The 17,332-nt window shown below is 68.8% G+C and carries 16 protein-coding genes and 2 pseudogenes; 10 read left to right on the top strand and 8 right to left on the bottom strand.

Translation table 11 applies throughout. The annotated features are described in order from the left end of the window. Positions 1-2: 2 nt before the first annotated feature. Positions 3-560 (top strand): C40 family peptidase, encoded by a 558-nt coding sequence (locus ACFLIM_RS15700; RefSeq protein ID WP_393165852.1) that lies wholly within the window; start codon positions 3-5, stop codon positions 558-560. Between the two features lie 54 nt (positions 561-614). Next, on the top strand, positions 615-1,430 hold the full coding sequence (locus tag ACFLIM_RS15695) for a class I SAM-dependent methyltransferase (RefSeq protein WP_393165850.1): 816 nt from the start codon (positions 615-617) through the stop codon (positions 1,428-1,430). A gap of 420 nt (positions 1,431-1,850) precedes the next feature. On the opposite strand, the gene serA is transcribed toward ACFLIM_RS15695, so the two are convergent. Further along, positions 1,851-3,440: a phosphoglycerate dehydrogenase gene (gene serA / locus ACFLIM_RS15690; protein WP_393165848.1), complete on the bottom strand. Its 1,590-nt coding sequence runs from the start codon at positions 3,438-3,440 to the stop codon at positions 1,851-1,853. 242 nt (positions 3,441-3,682) lie between these two features. Between serA and ACFLIM_RS15685 the strand changes: the two genes are divergently transcribed. From ACFLIM_RS15685 to ACFLIM_RS15665, 5 genes are all read left to right on the top strand, one after another. Next, complete coding sequence (locus ACFLIM_RS15685) at positions 3,683-4,537, top strand: hypothetical protein (RefSeq protein ID WP_393165846.1); 855 nt, start codon at positions 3,683-3,685, stop codon at positions 4,535-4,537. Between the two features lie 78 nt (positions 4,538-4,615). Beyond that, a complete protein-coding gene (locus tag ACFLIM_RS15680) occupies positions 4,616-5,977 on the top strand; it encodes an MFS transporter (protein ID WP_393165844.1) in 1,362 nt (453 codons plus the stop codon). A 191-nt stretch (positions 5,978-6,168) separates the two neighbouring features. Beyond that, positions 6,169-6,720: an FHA domain-containing protein gene (locus ACFLIM_RS15675; protein WP_393165842.1), complete on the top strand. Its 552-nt coding sequence runs from the start codon at positions 6,169-6,171 to the stop codon at positions 6,718-6,720. 88 nt (positions 6,721-6,808) lie between these two features. Continuing rightward, positions 6,809-8,353 carry a D-alanyl-D-alanine carboxypeptidase/D-alanyl-D-alanine endopeptidase gene (gene dacB / locus ACFLIM_RS15670; RefSeq protein WP_393165840.1) on the top strand — a complete coding sequence of 515 codons (1,545 nt, stop codon included), beginning with the start codon at positions 6,809-6,811 and terminating at the stop codon, positions 8,351-8,353. Positions 8,354-8,866: 513 nt separating this feature from the next. Beyond that, complete coding sequence (locus ACFLIM_RS15665) at positions 8,867-9,004, top strand: hypothetical protein (protein WP_393165838.1); 138 nt, start codon at positions 8,867-8,869, stop codon at positions 9,002-9,004. A 39-nt stretch (positions 9,005-9,043) separates the two neighbouring features. Here ACFLIM_RS15665 and ACFLIM_RS15660 read toward each other — a convergent pair whose 3' ends face one another. The 4 genes from ACFLIM_RS15660 to ACFLIM_RS15645 all read right to left on the bottom strand — a co-directional run bounded on the left by ACFLIM_RS15660 (position 9,044) and on the right by ACFLIM_RS15645 (position 11,656). Next, entirely contained in the window at positions 9,044-9,292 is a 249-nt protein-coding gene (locus ACFLIM_RS15660; protein WP_393165836.1) for a hypothetical protein, read from the bottom strand. A 276-nt stretch (positions 9,293-9,568) separates the two neighbouring features. Next, on the bottom strand, positions 9,569-10,336 hold the full coding sequence (gene map / locus ACFLIM_RS15655) for a type I methionyl aminopeptidase (protein WP_393165834.1): 768 nt from the start codon (positions 10,334-10,336) through the stop codon (positions 9,569-9,571). 70 nt (positions 10,337-10,406) lie between these two features. Continuing rightward, complete coding sequence (locus ACFLIM_RS15650) at positions 10,407-11,129, bottom strand: siderophore-interacting protein (RefSeq protein ID WP_393165831.1); 723 nt, start codon at positions 11,127-11,129, stop codon at positions 10,407-10,409. Then, a complete protein-coding gene (locus tag ACFLIM_RS15645) occupies positions 11,126-11,656 on the bottom strand; it encodes a PadR family transcriptional regulator (RefSeq protein WP_393165830.1) in 531 nt (176 codons plus the stop codon). Before ACFLIM_RS15645 ends, ACFLIM_RS15650 begins: the two co-directional genes overlap by 4 nt. 210 nt (positions 11,657-11,866) lie before the next feature. Between ACFLIM_RS15645 and ACFLIM_RS15640 the strand changes: the two genes are divergently transcribed. The 3 genes and pseudogenes from ACFLIM_RS15640 to ACFLIM_RS15630 form a co-directional block, all read left to right on the top strand. Further along, positions 11,867-12,688, top strand: coding sequence for an NAD(P)H-binding protein (locus ACFLIM_RS15640; RefSeq protein ID WP_393165828.1), 822 nt, complete (start codon positions 11,867-11,869; stop codon positions 12,686-12,688). After that, positions 12,685-12,855: a pyridoxamine 5'-phosphate oxidase family protein gene (locus ACFLIM_RS15635; RefSeq protein WP_393165826.1), complete on the top strand. Its 171-nt coding sequence runs from the start codon at positions 12,685-12,687 to the stop codon at positions 12,853-12,855. Before ACFLIM_RS15640 ends, ACFLIM_RS15635 begins: the two co-directional genes overlap by 4 nt. A gap of 10 nt (positions 12,856-12,865) precedes the next feature. Next, positions 12,866-13,732, top strand: a pseudogene (locus tag ACFLIM_RS15630) (haloalkane dehalogenase); the annotation flags it as partial. A 121-nt stretch (positions 13,733-13,853) separates the two neighbouring features. Here ACFLIM_RS15630 and ilvC read toward each other — a convergent pair. The 3 genes and pseudogenes from ilvC to ACFLIM_RS15615 form a co-directional block, all read right to left on the bottom strand. Further along, the gene (ilvC, locus tag ACFLIM_RS15625) at positions 13,854-14,837 is read right to left on the bottom strand and encodes a ketol-acid reductoisomerase (protein ID WP_393166202.1); all 984 of its coding nucleotides are present in this window, start codon (positions 14,835-14,837) and stop codon (positions 13,854-13,856) included. 23 nt (positions 14,838-14,860) lie between these two features. Next, complete coding sequence (gene ilvN, locus ACFLIM_RS15620; protein ID WP_393165824.1) at positions 14,861-15,385, bottom strand: acetolactate synthase small subunit; 525 nt, start codon at positions 15,383-15,385, stop codon at positions 14,861-14,863. 78 nt (positions 15,386-15,463) lie between these two features. Continuing rightward, positions 15,464-17,209: pseudogene (locus tag ACFLIM_RS15615) on the bottom strand (acetolactate synthase large subunit); the annotation flags it as partial. Between the last annotated feature and the right edge of the window lie 123 nt (positions 17,210-17,332).

Raw genomic sequence — 17,332 nt, 5'->3', positions numbered from 1 at the left:
TGGTGGCAGCCGCCGCCGGCCTCACTCTGGCCACCCCAGCCCACGCCACCTCCCCCCAACCCACCTCCCACGATGGACCGACCACCCTGACCGGCCCCCAGGTCAAACGCATCCAGCAGAAGCAGGCGCCCACGCCCGCCTGGAAGGTCGCCCTCGACTTCGCCCTGCACAAGCGCGGCATCCCGTACGTCTGGGGCGGGACCAGCGACCAGGGGTACGACTGCTCCGGGCTCATGCTCAGGGCCTACGAGGACGCGGGGATCGAGTTGCCGCGTACCGCGGCGGAGCAGTACAACGCGTTCTCCAGGAAGATCTCCTGGGATCACCTCAAGCCCGGCGACCTGGTCTTCTTCAGCAATCTCGGGCACGTGGGGATGATCTCCAAACCCGGTTACATGGTGCACGCGCCCCACACCGGGGACGTGGTCAAGGAGGAGAAGCTCTCGGACTGGCGCAGGGACGCGTTCGTGGGCGCCGTACGGCCCGACCCCAAGGGCGTACGACTCTGGTCCGAGCAACGCCGCACCCCTCCCCCGTCGATGCTCACCGCCATCCTCTGACCAGGAAAGCGGCCCCGCGAGCCGTCGCGGGGCCGCTGCCGTAGCGTGGTGTGTATGCCACCCGAGAAGGTGCACCTCACCGGGGAGAAGGCCACGCTCCTCGCCACCCTGTACGGCAGGGCGCTCGACGCGAGATCGCGGCAGCCGATCCTCGGCGACGAGCTGGCCGCGGAGGCGGTCGAGCGGATCGACCACGACTTCACCAAGACGGGGATCACCACCCGCACCGCCCCGGCGGTCGCGCTCAGGGCCCGGTTCATCGACAACTGGGCCAGGGAGTTCCTGGCCCGGCAGCCGGCGGCCACCGTGCTCCACCTGGGCTGCGGGCTCGACACCCGCGTCCACCGGCTGGCCCCGCCGCCCACCGTGCGCTGGTACGACGTGGACTACCCCGAGGTCATCGACCTGCGTGGCCGCCTGTTCCCCGAGCGGCCCGGCTACTCCATGATCGGCTCATCGGTCACCGACCTGAAATGGCTGGAGCAGGTCCCCGACGACGCTCCCGTGCTGGTCGTCGCCGAGGGCCTGCTCTACTACCTCGACCCCGCCGAGGGCCAGGGGCTCCTGCGGGCGATCGTGGACCGGTTTCCCAGCGGCCAGTTCGTCTTCGACGCGCTCAGCTCGTTCGGACTCCGGCTGCAGAAGCTCAACAAGCCTGTCCAGAAGGCCGGGGCCACGCTCTACTGGGGGATCGACGGCCCACAGGATCTGGAGAAGATCCATCCGAGGTTGCGCTGCGTCGACGCGGTGAGCGCGTTCGACATCGACGGGTTCGACCGGTTGTCGATCCCGCACCGGGTCTCGGCCTGGATCGTCAAGGCTCTGCCGGGGATGAAGCGGACGGCCGTGTTCTACCGGCTGGAATTCTGAGGCGCGCCGCCGTTGTCCCGGCGGTCCAGCGCGGTCTGCAGGGCCTCGGCGGCCTCGTCCTCGTGCTCCTCGGCACGGTTCCAGACATACATCTCGTACATGTGACTCATCTCGTTTCGCGGGCGCGTTCCACTGGGAAGTCGGATCCCGGTCGCGAACCCGACCGGGCCTGATCTCGTGGTCCGGATCACGGACCGGACGAAAGGGGCTTACTGGCCGACGCAACGCCGCTCACCGCGGCGAGTCGTCGACCTGCCCTAACAGGCCCCGCCGCGGCAGGTAATAAGTACGAGAACCTGGCGCATTTCCAACAACAGTACCCGAGCCATCTCGTTGGATGTCCTAGTATCTCGCATCCTGAGACAACAAAAAGGCCGCCACCCGGAACGATCCAGGTGGCGGCCCCTACAAACCGAAAGGTCAGTCCTCCAGGTCCACCGAGCGGCCGCTCTCAGCGCCGATCTCGGCCACGATCTGCTCGATCACGTCGGCCGGGATCGCCGAGTCGACGGTCAGCGCGATGAGCGCCTTGCCGCCCTTGACGTCGCGGGCCACCTGCATCGAGGCGATGTTGATGCCGTGCTCGCCGAGGAGCCGGCCGACCACGCCGACGATGCCGGGACGGTCGGTGTAGGTGAAGAACGCCAGGTGGGCCGTCGGCTCGATCTCCATCTCGTAGCCGTTGACCTCGACGATCTTCGTGATCTGGCGAGGGCCGGAGAGCGTACCCGAGACCGAGACCTGGCGGCCGTCGGCGAGCAGGCCGCGCACGGTCACCACGTTGCGCCAGTCGGGGCTCTCGGAGCTGGTCACCAGCTCGACGGTGACGCCGCGGTCCTTGGCCAGCAGCGGCGCGTTGACGTAGGTGACCTGCTCCTCGATCACGCCGGCGAACACGCCCTTGAGCGCCGCCAGCTCGATCACCCGCACGTCGTGGGAGGCGATCTCGCCGCGCACCTCGACGTCGAGCTTGGTGGCGACCTCGCCGGCCAGCGCGGTGAACACCCGGCCCAGCTTCTCCGCCAGCGGCAGGCCAGGCTTGACGTCCTCGGCCACCGCCCCGCCCTGCACGTTGACGGCGTCGGGTACGAACTCGCCCGCGAGCGCCAGCTTCACGCTGCGCGCGACCTGGGTGCCGGCCTTCTCCTGGGCCTCGTGCGTGGAGGCGCCCAGGTGCGGCGTGACGACGACCTGGTCCAGCTCGAACAGGGGGCTGTCGGTGCACGGCTCCTTGGCGAACACGTCGAGACCCGCCCCCGCGACGCGCCCCTCCTTGATCGCCGAGTAGAGCGCGCCCTCGTCCACGATGCCGCCGCGGGCGACGTTGACGATGCGTACGGACGGCTTGACCGCGTGCAGCTCCCTGTCACCGATGAGCCCGATCGTCTCCTTGGACTTGGGCAGGTGAACGGTGATGAAGTCGGCCTGCTTGAGCACCTCTTCGAGGCTGAGCAGCTTGACGCCCATCTGCGCGGCGCGGGCCGGCGGCAGGTAGGGGTCGTAGGCGATCAGCTCGACGCCGAACGGCTGCAGCCGCTGGGCCACGAGCTGGCCGATCTTGCCGAGCCCGAGGATGCCGACGACCTTCTCGTCGAGCTCGACCCCGGTGTACTTGGAACGCTTCCACTCACCGTTCTTCAGCGCGGCGTGGGCCTGGGCCGTGTTGCGCGCGCTGGCCAGGATGAGGGCGATGGTCTGCTCGGCGGCGCTGGTGATGTTGGAGGTCGGGGCGTTGACCACCATGACACCGGCCTTGGTGGCGGAACCGACGTCGACGTTGTCGAGGCCGACGCCGGCGCGGGCGACGACGCGCAGCTTGGGCGCGGCGGCGACGGCCTCGGCGTCGACCTGCGTGGCGGAGCGGACGATCAGCGCGTCCACGTCCGCGAGAGCGGGGAGCAGCTGGGAACGGTCGGCGCCGTCGGTGTGGCGGACCTCGAAATCAGCACCGAGTACGGCGAGGCCGGCTTCGGACAGCTCCTCTGCGACCAGAACGACGGGCTTGTTCACTGGTGTGGATCCTTAGGGACATGCTGCGGGCTTCGGGGGACACGTCCACGGATCCCCCGGCGGTCCCACAGAGTGTATCCGTGGCTTGTGAACGCTTTCACGAGAGACCCACGATGTGAGACGGGTCCCGCCGTACCCAGCGGTAGGCAAACTCATCCACTCCGCGGCCATCTTTGTCTTGATCGGGACATTTATTCGCCATTAGCCTGATAAGCCGTGGCCGAGTACTTAGGGTTCGTCATATGAGCATCGGGAATCCTGCGCTTGCCGACGTGCTCGCACAGCATGGCACGCCTCACCGCCTGCTGGGCGCTCTCGCCGACGGTGGAGTCCTGGTGGCAGTGCGACCAGATCGCTCAGTCGTCCTCGGGACGACCCAAGCCGGTGACCGGGTGCTGCTCGGTTACACCGGCCCTGCTACCTATGCCAGGCACCGCGGCAGTCATTCCCTGTCGGCGTGCGACGCCGACACCATCCTGGACATCCAGCGCGTCACCGGCGTGCGGGAGATCGTGATCGACGCGGCCGGACCAGCCGCCGCGGCCGTGCCCATCGACGATCTCCAGCGGTTCCTCACCTCGACGCGTAGCGGGCCTACGCCCGTCCTGTCCGGGGCGGTGCCGGCCGCCTACGCGACGGGTGCCATGGCCACCGTGTCGCGGGGCGCCGCGCTGGCCCAGGTGGCGCCGCCGAGCCCGGAGGCGCCCGCGCTGCCGTGGGTGCCCGCACCCCGGCCGCACCTGTCGGGGCCCATGCAGCAGGTGGACCCCGGGTACCGGCGGTGCACGCATCCGATCCTGCCCGCGCTGCGGCAGGCCATCTCGTACCTGCTCATGGACTTCCCGCTGGTGCACCATGTGTGGATCTCCGAGGCCCGCACGGCGTCCGGGGCGCCCGGGATCATGCTGCACGTGAAGGTGCACATGTCGGCCGCCGAGGACGTCGTACGCGATCTGCACCGGCTGGTGCGCGCCCGGCTGCCGCAGTTCGCGGCCTCGGGGGCGCCGATCCTCATGGCCAGGGTGGCGGACACGCGCAGCGAGCGCCGGATGATCGAGATCGGTGCGCACGTGGTGTGCGCCGACGTGAGCGACTGACCCGGTAACGGGCCCTTCGCCGCATGAGCGGAGAACTGGGCCCTATCGGACAAGCGCTCGCTCGGCTTCAATAAGGGCATGATCGCACCGGCGGTGACCACGCCCACGGTCTCCAGGGGCGTGCGCCTCGGCTACGGCGTGGGGTCCTTCTGCACGGCGACGGTGAACGCCGTGCCCGGGCTGCTCCTGCTGTACTACATGACCAATTTCCTGGCCGTGCCCGCGTGGCTGGCCGGGGTGGTCGTGACCGCGCCCAAGGTCTGGGACCTGATCATCAACCCGCTGGTCGGCCGCTGGTCGGACCGGACCCGTTCGCGGCTGGGCCCGCGGCGGCCCTGGTTGCTGGCGGGCGCCTGCACGTTGCCGATCGCGTTCTTCCTGGTGTTCGCCGGGCCGCCGCTGACGGGGGTGCCCGCCGCCCTGTACGTGGGGGTGTGCTTCATGGCGACGGCGACGGCGTACGCGTTGTTCGAGGTGCCGTACAAGGCGATGCCCGGCGAGATGACGCACGACTACCACGAGCGCACGTCGCTGCTGCAGTGGCGGATGATCTTCATTGGCGCGGCCACCGCGATCAGCGGGGTGCTGGCGCCGGCCATCGTCACCAGCCAGGGCGGGAACGGCACGCTGGGCAGCTACCGGCTGATGGCGGTCACGATCGCGGTCATCCTGCTCGTCTCGATGTTCGGCTCCTTCTTCGGCACCGCCCGCGCTCCGATGACCGGCGCGCCCGAGGCCGACAGGGGCGGGTGGCGGGAGCAGTTCGCCGCGATCAAGGGGAACCCGGCGTTCGTCTGGATCACCGCGCTGGCCTGCACGCAGATGCTCGCCGTGAGCATGATGCTGGCCGCGGCGCCGTACTTCGCCGCCTACATCATCGGCACGCCCACGGCGACACAGACGTTGTTCGCCGCGCTGGTGGGCCCGATGTTACTGACGATGCCGCTGTGGGTGCGGCTGTCCAAGCGGTTCGACAAGCGCGGGGCGATGATCCTGGCCGCGCTCATGTTCGGGGGCGGGACGGCGGCGACCATGGCCACCCCGATCTTCGGCGTCGTCTACGCGCACGTGATGATCCTGCTGGTCGGCGTGGGCATCGCGGGGGTGGAACTGCTGCTGTTCTCGATGCTGGCGGATGTGATCGCGGTGGACGCGGCGCAGACCGGCAAACGGCGGGCGGGCGTGCTGACCGGGTTGTGGACGGCCATCGAGAGCGGCGTCAGCTCGTTCGGAGCGCTGATCTTCGGCGTGATCCTGTCGGTGGCCGGCTTCGTCGAGTCCGAACCGAGCCGACCGGTCGAGCAGCCGGACAGCGCGGTGACCGCGGTCCTCATCGGGCAGACCACGATCCCCGCGCTGATCATCTTCCTGTCGGTGCTGATGACGCTGAAATACCGCCTCACGCCACCCGGCGCGCCGGCACCAGACGCGTCCGCGTGAACAGCCCGGCCACCAGCGCGGGCGCCTGGCCGTGCACCGGGTCACCTCTCGCAGTGTCGGTGATCGTGTAGACGGCCCGGCCCTGCTCGTCGACGCCGCCGGGCGCGACCAGGCCGTCGCGTTCCAGGCGGGAGAGCGTCGCGATCCGCGTATTCTGGACACGGAACGCGGTTCAGGCCGATACTCGCTACATGAGCTCCACGCACCCGCCCTTTCGCGCGTCCGACGGGGAACGCGACCGTGCGATCGACGAGCTCAGAGACCGAGCCGTGGAGGGCCGGATCTCGCACGACACGTTCGTGGGCCGGGTGGACCAGGCGCTGCGGGCGCAACACCAGTCCGAGCTCGACGAGCTGGTGGCCGACCTGCCGCGGCGGCCGACGTTCAGGCAGCGGTTGACCGACGCGGTCGCGTCGGTGTCGGAGTTCACCACCAGGCTGCAGTCGGCGTGGCGGCGGCCGCGGCTGCCCCGGCTGGCCCTGCCGGACGACGACCGGCTGCGTTACGTGGTGGGCCGGGGGTCCGCGTGCGATCTCGTGTTGTCGGACCTGACGGTCTCCCGGGTGCACGCCGAGCTGCGGCGCGAGGGCGGCGGCGGGTGGATGCTGGTCGATCTCGGCTCGCTCAACGGCACCCGGCTCAACGGGTGGCGGCTGGTGGGGCCCGTGCGGGTCAGGTCGGGTGACGAGATCTCGTTCGGCGACAGCGGCTTCCTGCTGACCGCACAACAGCCGTCGCTCTGACGCCCCGATAAATACGGATATTTGCGGATTACAGGCTGACTGCGCTGATCCATGCTCTCATGCGATCCCTCAGCCTTTTGGAGACCCCATGCGGCGCACCTCAGCCTCCCTCGTCGCGGGCGCGCTCGTCGCGGCCCTCGCGTGGGCGTCCAGCCCCTCCTCACCGGCCGTCGCGCTCGATCCCTCGGCGGGCGCGGCCGACCTGACCCAGGACCTCAACAAGATCCTCGCCGACTCGCGGCTCACGATCGCCAGGGCGGGCGTCGTGGTCAAGAGCGCCCAGACCGGCGAGGAGCTGTACGCCACCGACGCCGACAAGCTGCTGATCCCCGCGTCCAACACCAAGCTGTTCACCTCCGCCGCGGCGGTGGAGACGCTCGGGCTCGACTACCGGTTCCCCACCACCGTGCTGAACGGCGGCCGCAAGGTCGGCTCCGTGCTGACCGGCGACCTGGTGCTGCGCGGCACCGGTGACCCGACCATGCTGGCGGCCGACTACGACGCGCTGGCCAAGGAGGTGGCCGCGGCGGGCGTCAAGGTCGTCACGGGCAGGCTGGTGGCCGACGACACCTGGTTCGACGCGCAACGGCTCGGCAACGACTGGGCCTGGGATGACGAGACCGCGTACTACGCGGCGCCGATCTCCGCGCTGACCGCCTCGCCCGACACGGACTACGACGCGGGCTCGGTGATCGTCGCGGTGGCGGCCGACGGCGGCAAGGTCAAGGTGACCACCACGCCGGAGACCGACTACCTGAAGATCGTCAACAAGGCCACCGTGGGCTCGGCGACCGACGTGCTCATCGAGCGGCAACACGGCACGCGCACGGTCGTGATCACGGGTACGGTGGCGGCCCCGTACCAGGAGTGGGTGGCCGTCGACGACCCCACGGCGTACGTATCCTCGCTGTTCCGTAAGTCGCTGGCCGCCCACGGCGTCAAGGTGCTCGGGCCGACTGTCGCCGGGGCGGCTCCTTCCGGTGCGAAGGAGCTGGCCAAGCACGAGTCGATGACGCTGGGCGAGTTGCTGGTGCCGTTCCTGAAGCTGAGCAACAACATCCACGCCGAGATCCTCACCAAGGCCATGGGACGCAAGGCCGCGAACCAGGGCACCTGGTCGGCCGGGCTCAAGGTCAGCACCGACTTCGCCAGGGCCAACGGGGTGCAGGTGATCAACATGCGTGACGGGTCCGGGCTGTCGCGCCGGGACGGCTTCTCGCCGGGCTCGATCGTGCAGCTCCTGACGTCCGTACGGACCAAGCCGTGGTTCAAGACCTGGTACGACGCCCTGCCCATCGCCGGCAACTCCCAGCGTTTCGTCGGCGGCACCCTGCGCAGCCGGATGCCGAACACGCCCGCCGCCAATAACGTGCACGCCAAGACGGGTTCGCTGACCGGGGTGACGGCGTTGTCCGGTTACGTGACGAGCGCCGAAGGCGAGCCGCTGGTCTTCTCGATCATGCTGAACCAGTACCTGTCCGGCTCCCCCAAGGACATCGAGGACAAGATCGCCATCCGGCTCGCCCAGTTCTCCCGCACCACCGCGACCGCCGACGCCGTCCAGCTCCGCGCCACGGATCAGGGCGCGGCGGGCGACCTCGAGTGCTCGTGGCTCAAGCCCGTGCAGTGCTAGCGACTCGCTGAGACCCGGCGGCCCCCTGACGCTCAGGGGGCCGCTGTGGTTTACCGAGCTCGGGACGGGTCGCATGACGATTCGGCCACTTGGAGCTCCAAGTTTGCCCTCAAATTTCCGGACATAGCCGACTCGGGCGGGCCAGAATTCGGATTCGACGCAGTGTCGAGCCCCGAACCGGAGGACAAGAATGCGCGGACAGCTCCAGGCACTGGCCTGCCTCGGCAGTCTGGCGGCATTGAACTTCGGCGCCCATTAGAGCGCCGCTCCCAGACCAGGGAGCGCCGGGCTTTCACCGGCCCCACCCGAGCCGGTTTCCCACCGCACGCCCATGCGCTCCCTTCCCAGCGGGCCCGGCCGCGCCTCCCCCCGCACATAGGACCGCGGCCGGGCCCGCATCTCTGCGAGCCGACCTGTTGCGGGCGGCGCTGCCGTACCGGGAGTGGTTCATCGGGGTGGGGCTGGACTCGGCGGAGGTGGGTATCCGCCGTGATGCTGTACGAGGGATTAGTCGTGACCGTCAACTCGGACGATCCCGCGTACTTCGGGGGTTATGTGGCCTTGCAGCGGGAGCCGGGGATGACGGACGCGCAGCTCGACCGGATCGCCCGCGACTCCTTCGACGCCTCATTCGCCTACGAACATGATTAAGGGGCCCACCTCGCCGGATGGGCCCCTTCAGAACGCTTTTCAGCCGCCACTCAGGACAGACTTGAGGAGCTGGTTGAGGATGTCGACGTCGACGATGTCGTTGTCCTCGCCGAAGTTGTTCCACTCGCCGAAGTCGAACTCCGGGTCTTCCCTGTCGCTGCCTGGACCGGGCAGGATGGCCGAGTTCGCCTGCGTGGCGGTGATGCTAGGTGTCGCCGCGAGCGCGGGGCCGCCGAGCATGACCATCCCGCCGACGACACCGGCGAGGATGAGCCCTTGTTTGTACATTTCGATTCTCCTCTGATAACCCTCGACTACTCTCCGTAGCTATCGGAGGATGATCTGCCCGGGCGCCAAGTTTGACAAACACCCCTATTTTCGCTCCTGACCTGCATAAATACAGCGTCTGGGCGAAGCGATGCCGAAGATCGGTGTACTTGACGGAACGGCCGTTTGCGATTGGGGGACGGAATTGCCATTCTTGACCTCCGCACAACCGTGGCGCAGCCCGTTTCCAGGCCCCGAACTGGTGCGCTTTGTCACGGAGAGGCGTGATTCGGGAGCCTACGGCAGGGTCAGGATGACCGGGCCGTCCGCGGTGATGGCGACCGTGTGCTCGACGTGCACGCTCCTGCTGCCGTCGCCCGAGCACACCGACCAGCCATCCTCCGCCATGAAGTAGCCGTCGCCGCCTCCGGCCATCAGGCTCGGCTCGATCGCGATCACCAGCCCGGGCCTCAGCCGCAGCCCGCGACCGCTGCGGGCCTCGTTGGGCACGTACGGCGACTCGTGCATGGCCCGCCCGATGCCGTGGCCGCCGAAGTCGTTCTGCATGCCGTATCCCGCACCGCGCCCGACCGTGGACATGGCGTGGCCGATGTCCCCCATCCTGCCGCCGGGCAGCGCCGCCTCGATGCCCGCGGCGAGCGTCTCCTCGGCGACCCTGATCAGTTTGAGGTCCTCCGCGCGGGCGTGCCCGACGGCGAAGCTGACCGTGCCGTCGGCGTGCCAACCCTCGATGTACGCACCGCAGTCGACGCTCAGCAGGTCACCGTCACGCAACCGGTACGGCGTCGGCAGCCCGTGCAACATCACCCCGTTCACCGACGTGCAGATCACCCCCGGGTACGGCATGGCGCCGAAGGACGGGTGGTACCCGAGGAACGACGCCCCCGCCCCGGCCTCCTGGATGACCATCCTGGCCACCTCGTCGAGTTGCTTCAGCGACACCCCGACGGCGGCCCGCTCCCGCACCGCGGCCTGAACGGCGGCGACGACCCGGCCCGCCTCCCGCATCGCATCGATCTCCCCGGCGGTCTTGAACTCGATCACGGCCCCTCCCGGCCTCTCGAACGATAACTATACCGGTATTATTATCACGGATCTCGACCGTGCCGACGCTTCAGTCCATCCCCTTCCTGCCCGGAGTCCAGAACGGCTTCGTGCGCACGTCCCTGCGCTGCCAGCCACGTTCGCCGACCAGGTGGGCGCGTACGGCCTGGATCGTGCGCGCCTCGCCCGCGAGGTAGGCCACGCCGGGCTCGTCCGGCAGATCCAGCTCCCTGACCGCGTTCACCAGGACCTCGGACCGGACCGCCGACGCGCCCTTCCTGCACACCCTGACCAGTTCCCCGGGCAGGTCCAGATGGCCATCCGGCCCATCGGCCTCCACGGCGCCGAAGGCCGGCTCGCCCTCCGGCAGGGAACGCAACATCGCGCCGAACGCCACCGACGCCGTCTCCTCCCCGGCGAACAGGTGGTACGGGGCCTCCTCCCGCACCACGAAGCCACCGTCCGGCCGGGTGAAGGCGATCTCCTGGCCAGGCTTGGCGTTCCTGATCCACGAGGTGCCGGGCGAGTCTCCGCCGTGGTCGTACCCGATCAGATCGACGGCCTCCCAGGAGGGGTCGTGCTCCCAGATCGAGTACGTGCGCAACACGCCGCCCAGCAGGCCATCACCCTCGACGAAGAGGCGTACGTGCTGGCCCGGCGTCCATTTCAGCCCGGCGAGGGCCTCTCCCCCGATCCTGACCCGCCGCATGCGGGAGGTCACCCGCTCGACCTCGACGACCTCGCCCGCCAGGAACATCCGGTCGAGCAGGCGGCGAGCGATGCTCCGGCTCATGATCGCTGCCTCCTGGGGTCCAGCCGCTCGATCCTGCGGCGGGTGTCCACGAAGATCTCCTGGATCTGCTCGACCACCCTCGGGTCGCCGTGCGCGTGGGCGAGTGTCTTCACGGCGGCCTTGACCAGGCGCAACGCCGGGCCGATGATCTCGGCCGCCTCGGGCTCGCGGAACATCCCCCACTCGCCCCTGCTGGCCGCCCGGCCCCAGAGCCGCTCGATCTCCTCGGCCTGCTCGTCGGCGGCCCGCCGGCCTTCCTCGGTGACGTGGTAGACCTTGCGGCCGTCGGCGGGCTCGACGCGTACGAGACCTTCGTCTTCGAGCAGTTGCAAGGTGGGGTAGATGGAGCCGGCACTCGGCTCGTAGGTGCCGTTGAAGCGGTCGGCGAGGCGGCTCATGACCTGGTAGCCGTGGCCGGGCTGCTCGGCGATCAGGGCGAGGATGGCCAGGCGGAGCTCGCCGGGTCCGAAGAAGCGCCCTGTGGGGCCCAGCCCTCCTGGGCCTGGGGTGCGTCGCGCGTTCATCATGAGTCGGATGCTATATCGAACGATATATCTTGCGCGACTATTTCAGATGCTTCCTCGTCGCGGCCTCGCGCATCCGGTGGAAGGCGACACGTCGACCGAGCGGTGATCCCATGCGCCTGAGTCAGTTGCCTGACTAACTATAGACATGGCGCCGTCCCATGGGCTACGGTTCCTCAAGTTAGTCAGCCAACTCACTTTGAGGAGAAGTTCATGATCGTAGTGACCGGTGCGACGGGGAACGTCGGACGCGAGCTGGTCGGACTGCTCGCCGCCGCGGGCGAGCAGGTGACTGCGGTTTCCCGGCGACCAGCACCAACGCCGATGCCGACAGGAGCGCGGTGGAGCCAAGGTGATCTGGCGGATCCCGCCGGTCTGCGGGATGCGCTGGAGGGAGCCGACGCGATGTTCCTGCTGGTCGCCGGGGACGATCCGGAAGCCCTCCTCCATCAGGCCAGGGAGGCCGGTGTCGGCCGGGTCGTGTTGTTGTCCTCCCTGGGTGCGGGGACCAGGCCGCACCTCTACCGTCACCCCGCGGCGTTCGAGGCCGCCGTGCGCGGCTCCGGCCTCGACTGGACCATCCTGCGACCGGGCGGCTTCGACTCCAACGCCTACGCCTGGGCCGGCACGATCCGCGCCGAGCGTACGGCCGCCGCACCGTTCGGCGACGTCGGCCTGCCGACCATCGACCCGGCCGACATCGCCGAGGTCGCGTCCGCGGTCCTTCGCGAGAACGGTCACTCCGCTCGTACCTATGAGCTCACCGGCCCCGCCCCGACTACGCCGCGGGAGCGGGCGGCGGCGATCGGTGCTGCGCTGGGTGAGCCGGTGCGGTTCGTCGAGCAGACCCGCGAGGAGGCCAAGGCGCAGATGTTGCAATTCATGCCCGAACCGGTCGTGGACGGCACCCTGACCGTCCTGGGCGATCCGACGGCCGCCGAGCAGAAGGTGAGCCCGGACGTCGAGCGCGTCCTCGGCCGCGCACCGCGTACCTTCGCCGACTGGGTCGCACACAACCTCGCGGCCTTCCAATGAGCGCGCCGCCTCGCCCGGTTGAGGGCTTCCTCGCCGGGCCGCACCTGGCCACCTTCACTACGGCCCGCCCCGACGGCTCGTCGCACGTGGTGCCGGTGCGCTTCACCTGGGACGGTACGTCCGGCCTGGCCCGCATCCTGACCCGCGCAATGAACCTCAACCTCTAAAGAAGGACTTACTATGCCCATCCAGCGCGTACTTGACTCCACGATCTTCTACCGGGAGCTCGGCACCGGCACGCCGATGGTCTTCCTGCACGGCAACCCGACCTCCTCACACCTGTGGCGGCACATCCTGCCCGCCGTCGGCGACCCGGGCCGCCGTCTGGCCCCCGACCTGATCGGCATGGGCGAGTCAGGCAAACCGCCCATCGACTACACATTCGCCGACCACGCGCGCTACCTTGACGCCTGGTTCGACGAGCTCGGTTTGGACCAGGTCGTGCTGATCGGGCACGACTGGGGCGGCGCCCTGGCCTTCGACTGGGCCGCCCGCCACCCCGACCGGGTGCGCGGCATCGCGTTCACCGAGACCATCGTCAAGCCGATGACCTGGGGGGAGTTCCCGGAGGGCGGGCGCCCGCTGTTCCGGGCCATCAAGACCGAGGGGGTGGGCGAGTCGATGATCCTCGACGACAACGCGATGATCGAGCAGGGGTTCCCCGGCAGCGTCGCCACCCCCATCAGCCAGGACGACCTCGACGCCTACCTCCGGCCGTACCCGACCAGGGAGAGCCGCCTGCCGATGCTGCGATGGGCGCGTTCGATGCCGCTGGGCGGCGAGCCGGCCGACGTCGTGGCCAGGATCGAGGCGTACGACAGGTGGCTGGCGATCAGCGCGGACGTACCCAAACTGCTGCTCACGTTCAACCCGGGACCCGGGGCGATGATGGGCCGGGAGCTCACCGACTGGTGCGCCGCCAACATGGCCGGCCTCGACATCAGCCACCATGACGTGATCGCCGGCCACCACAACCCCGAGGACCATCCCCATTTGATCGCCACGGCCATCGCGGAATGGGCGGACAAACACGGGCTCCGGTGAAAGCGCTTTCGAGCGGCTCGCCCTCGGCGCGCACCGGCGGCTCGAAGACGGCCGGCCGGCCCACACTCCAGCGAGGCAGCGGGTGGGGCGCACCTGCCCCACCCGTACCCCAAGAAACCGGTTACGCCTTGAGCCAGCTCATCATCGGGCGGAGCTTGGCGCCCGTCTTCTCGATCGGGTTCTCGGCCAGCTCCTCCCGGTGCTGCGTGAACTCCTTCTGGCCCGTGTCGAACTCCTCGACGAGCTGCCGGGCGAACGTCCCGTCCTGGATCTCGCCCAGGATGCGGCGCATCTCCTGGCGCGTCTCCTGCGTGATGACGCGCGGCCCGCGGGTGTAGCCGCCGTACTCGGCCGTGTCCGACACCGACCAGTACATCTTCGAGATGCCGCCCTCGTACATCAGGTCGACGATCAGCTTCATCTCGTGCAGGCACTCGAAGTACGCGACCTCGGGCTGGTATCCGGCCTCGATGAGCGTCTCGAACCCGGCCTTGATGAGCTCCGACACGCCACCGCACAGGACGGCCTGCTCGCCGAACAGGTCCGTCTCCGTCTCCTCGGTGAACGTCGTGCGCAGCGCCCCGGCGCGCGTGCCGCCGATGCCCTTCGCGTACGAGAGCGCCAGGTCCAGCGCCTTACCGGAGGCGTCCTTCTCCACGGCCACCAGCACCGGCACGCCCCGCCCGGCCTCGAACTGCCGGCGGACGAGGTGGCCAGGGCCCTTCGGCGCGACCATGCACACGTCCACACCCTCGGGAGCCTCGATGAGGCCGTAGCGGATGTTCAGGCCGTGGCCGAAGAACAGCGCGTCCCCTTCGACCAGGTTCGGGGCGACGTGCTCGGCGTACAGGTGGCGCTGGATGTGGTCCGGCGCGAGGATCATCGTGAGGTTGGCCTCCTCGACCGCCTCCGACGGCGTGAGCACGCGCAGGCCGTCGTTCTCGGCCTTCTCGCGGCTCTTGGAGCCCTCCGGCAGGCCGACGCGCACGTCCACGCCGGAGTCACGCAGGGAGAGCGCGTGGGCGTGGCCCTGGCTGCCGTACCCCAGCACGGCCACGTGGCGCCCCTGGATGATCGACAGGTCGGCCTGATCGTCGTAGTAAATCTCGGTCACTTGCTCAATACCTTTCAGGCGGTACGGTCCAAAGCCCTGAGGGACCGGTCGGTGATGGAGCGGGCGCCGCGGCCGATGGCCACCATGCCCGATTGGACGAGTTCTTTGATCCCGAACGGCTCGAGGACCTTGACGAACGCGTCGAGCTTGTCGGGGGTGCCGGTGACCTCGATGGTCACGGCGTCGGACGCGACGTCGACGCAACGGGCGCGGAAGAGGTTGACGAGCTCCAGCACGTGGGAGCGGCTGTCGGCGTCGGCCCTGACCTTGATCAGCATCAGCTCGCGCTGCACGGACTGCGTCGGGTCGAGTTCGACGATCTTGAGCACGTTCACGAGCTTGTTGAGCTGCTTGGTGACCTGCTCAAGGGGAAGCTCCTCCACGCTGACCACGATAGTGATGCGCGAGATGTCGTCGTGCTCGGTGGGTCCGACGGCCAGCGAGTCTATGTTGAACCCCCGCCGGCTGAACAGCGCGGACACGCGCGCAAGGACTCCGGGCTTGTTCTCGACAAGCACAGAAAGAGTATGCCTGCTCATTGGTCGCTCACCGCTCCTCGTTCGCTCCGCGGGCGCTCCTTCGTCGCGACCGCTGCACTCACTGCGTCGGGTTCGCTCCTACTCATCCTCGTTCTCCCACTTCGGCGCCATGTCACGGGCGATCTTGATGTCGTCGTTGCTGGTGCCTGCCGCGACCATGGGCCAGACCATGGCGTCCTGGTGGACGACGAAGTCGACCACGACGGGCACGTCGTTGATCTCCATGGCCTTCATGATCACGGCGTCCACGTCCTCGGGACGCTCGCATCGCAGGCCCACACAACCATAGGCCTCGGCCAGCTTGACGAAGTCCGGGATGCGGCGCGTCTTCTGCAGGTCGGTGTTGGAGTACCGCTCGTCGTAGAAGAGCGTCTGCCACTGGCGGACCATGCCGAGATTGCCGTTGTTGATGATGGCGATCTTGATCGGCACGCCCTCCAGCGCGCAGGTGGCCAGCTCCTGGTTGGTCATCTGGAAGCAGCCGTCGCCGTCGATGGCCCACACCGTGGAGCCGGGGCGGCCCATCTTGGCGCCCATCGCGGCCGGGACGGCGAAGCCCATGGTGCCCAGGCCGCCGGAGTTGATGAACGTGCCGGGGTTCTCGTAGTCGATGAACTGCGAGGCCCACATCTGGTGCTGCCCGACCCCGGCCACGTAGTACGTGTCGGGTCCGGCGATGGCGCTCAGCCGCTCCATGACGTACTGCGGCGCCAGCGTGCCGTCCTCGAACGTCTCGTATCCCAGCGGGTACGTCTGCTTGTACCCGTTCAGCACCGTCCACCAGTCGGAATAGTCGCCCCGGGCCTCCGACGCCTGGATCACGCCGATGAGGTCGCTGATGACCTCCTTGCAGTCCCCCACGATCGGCACGTCGGCATGCCGGTTCTTGGAGATCTCGGCGGGATCGATGTCCGCGTGCACGATCTTCGCATGAGGCGCGAACGACGACAGGTCACCGGTCACCCGGTCGTCGAATCGCACCCCCAGCCCGATGATCAGATCGGACTGCTGCAGCGCCCCCACGGCGGAGACGCTCCCGTGCATGCCGGGCATGCCCATGTGCTGGGGATGACTGTCGGGGAACGTCCCCCGCGCCATCAGGGTCGTGACGACCGGGATGTTCGTCAGCTCGGCCAGTTGCAGCAACTCGGCCGAGGCGCCCGCCTTGTGCACGCCGCCGCCGACGTACAGGATCGGCCGCCTGGCCTCGGCGATCAGCTTGGCTGCCTCGCGGATCTGCTTGGAGTGCGGCCTGGTGACCGGGCGGTAGCCCGGGAGCTGCATGGTGGGCGGCCAGCTGAACGTGGTCTCCGCCTGCAGCGCGTCCTTGGAGATGTCCACGAGCACCGGGCCGGGACGGCCCGTGGAGGCGATGTGGAAGGCCTCCACGATCGTACGGGGGATCTCCAGCGGATCGGTGATCAGGAAGTTGTGCTTCGTGATCGGCATGGTGATGCCGGAGATGTCGGCCTCCTGGAAGGCGTCGGTGCCGATGGCCCCGCTCGGCACCTGACCGGTGATGGCCACGATCGGCACCGAGTCCATGTACGCGTCGGCAATCGGCGTCACCAGGTTCGTGGCCCCGGGGCCGCTGGTCGCCATGCACACCCCGACCCGGCCCGTGGCCTGCGCATAGCCCTCGGCCGCGTGCCCCGCACCCTGCTCGTGCCGTACGAGCACGTGCCGGACCTTGGTCGAGTCGTAGAGAGGATCGTAGGCCGGCAGAATGGCGCCGCCCGGGATCCCGAACACGGTGTCGACTCCCACGTGCTCCAGCGCCCTGACCAGGGCCTGTGCACCTGTCATCCGTTCGGTCATCGGCTCGTTCCTTGCGTGGCTACTCGCTTAAGGACATAAAAAATGCCCCGTCCCGCCAGGCGGCGGGTCTGGGGCGGCGCGCAGGTCGTCGTGCTTCGCTATCGGCCTGCGCGCCGGCGAAGTACTACG

The organism is Nonomuraea marmarensis (assembly GCF_043197025.1).
Classification (GTDB): domain Bacteria; phylum Actinomycetota; class Actinomycetes; order Streptosporangiales; family Streptosporangiaceae; genus Nonomuraea; species Nonomuraea marmarensis.
This window is presented reverse-complemented; position numbering and strand designations above follow the sequence as displayed.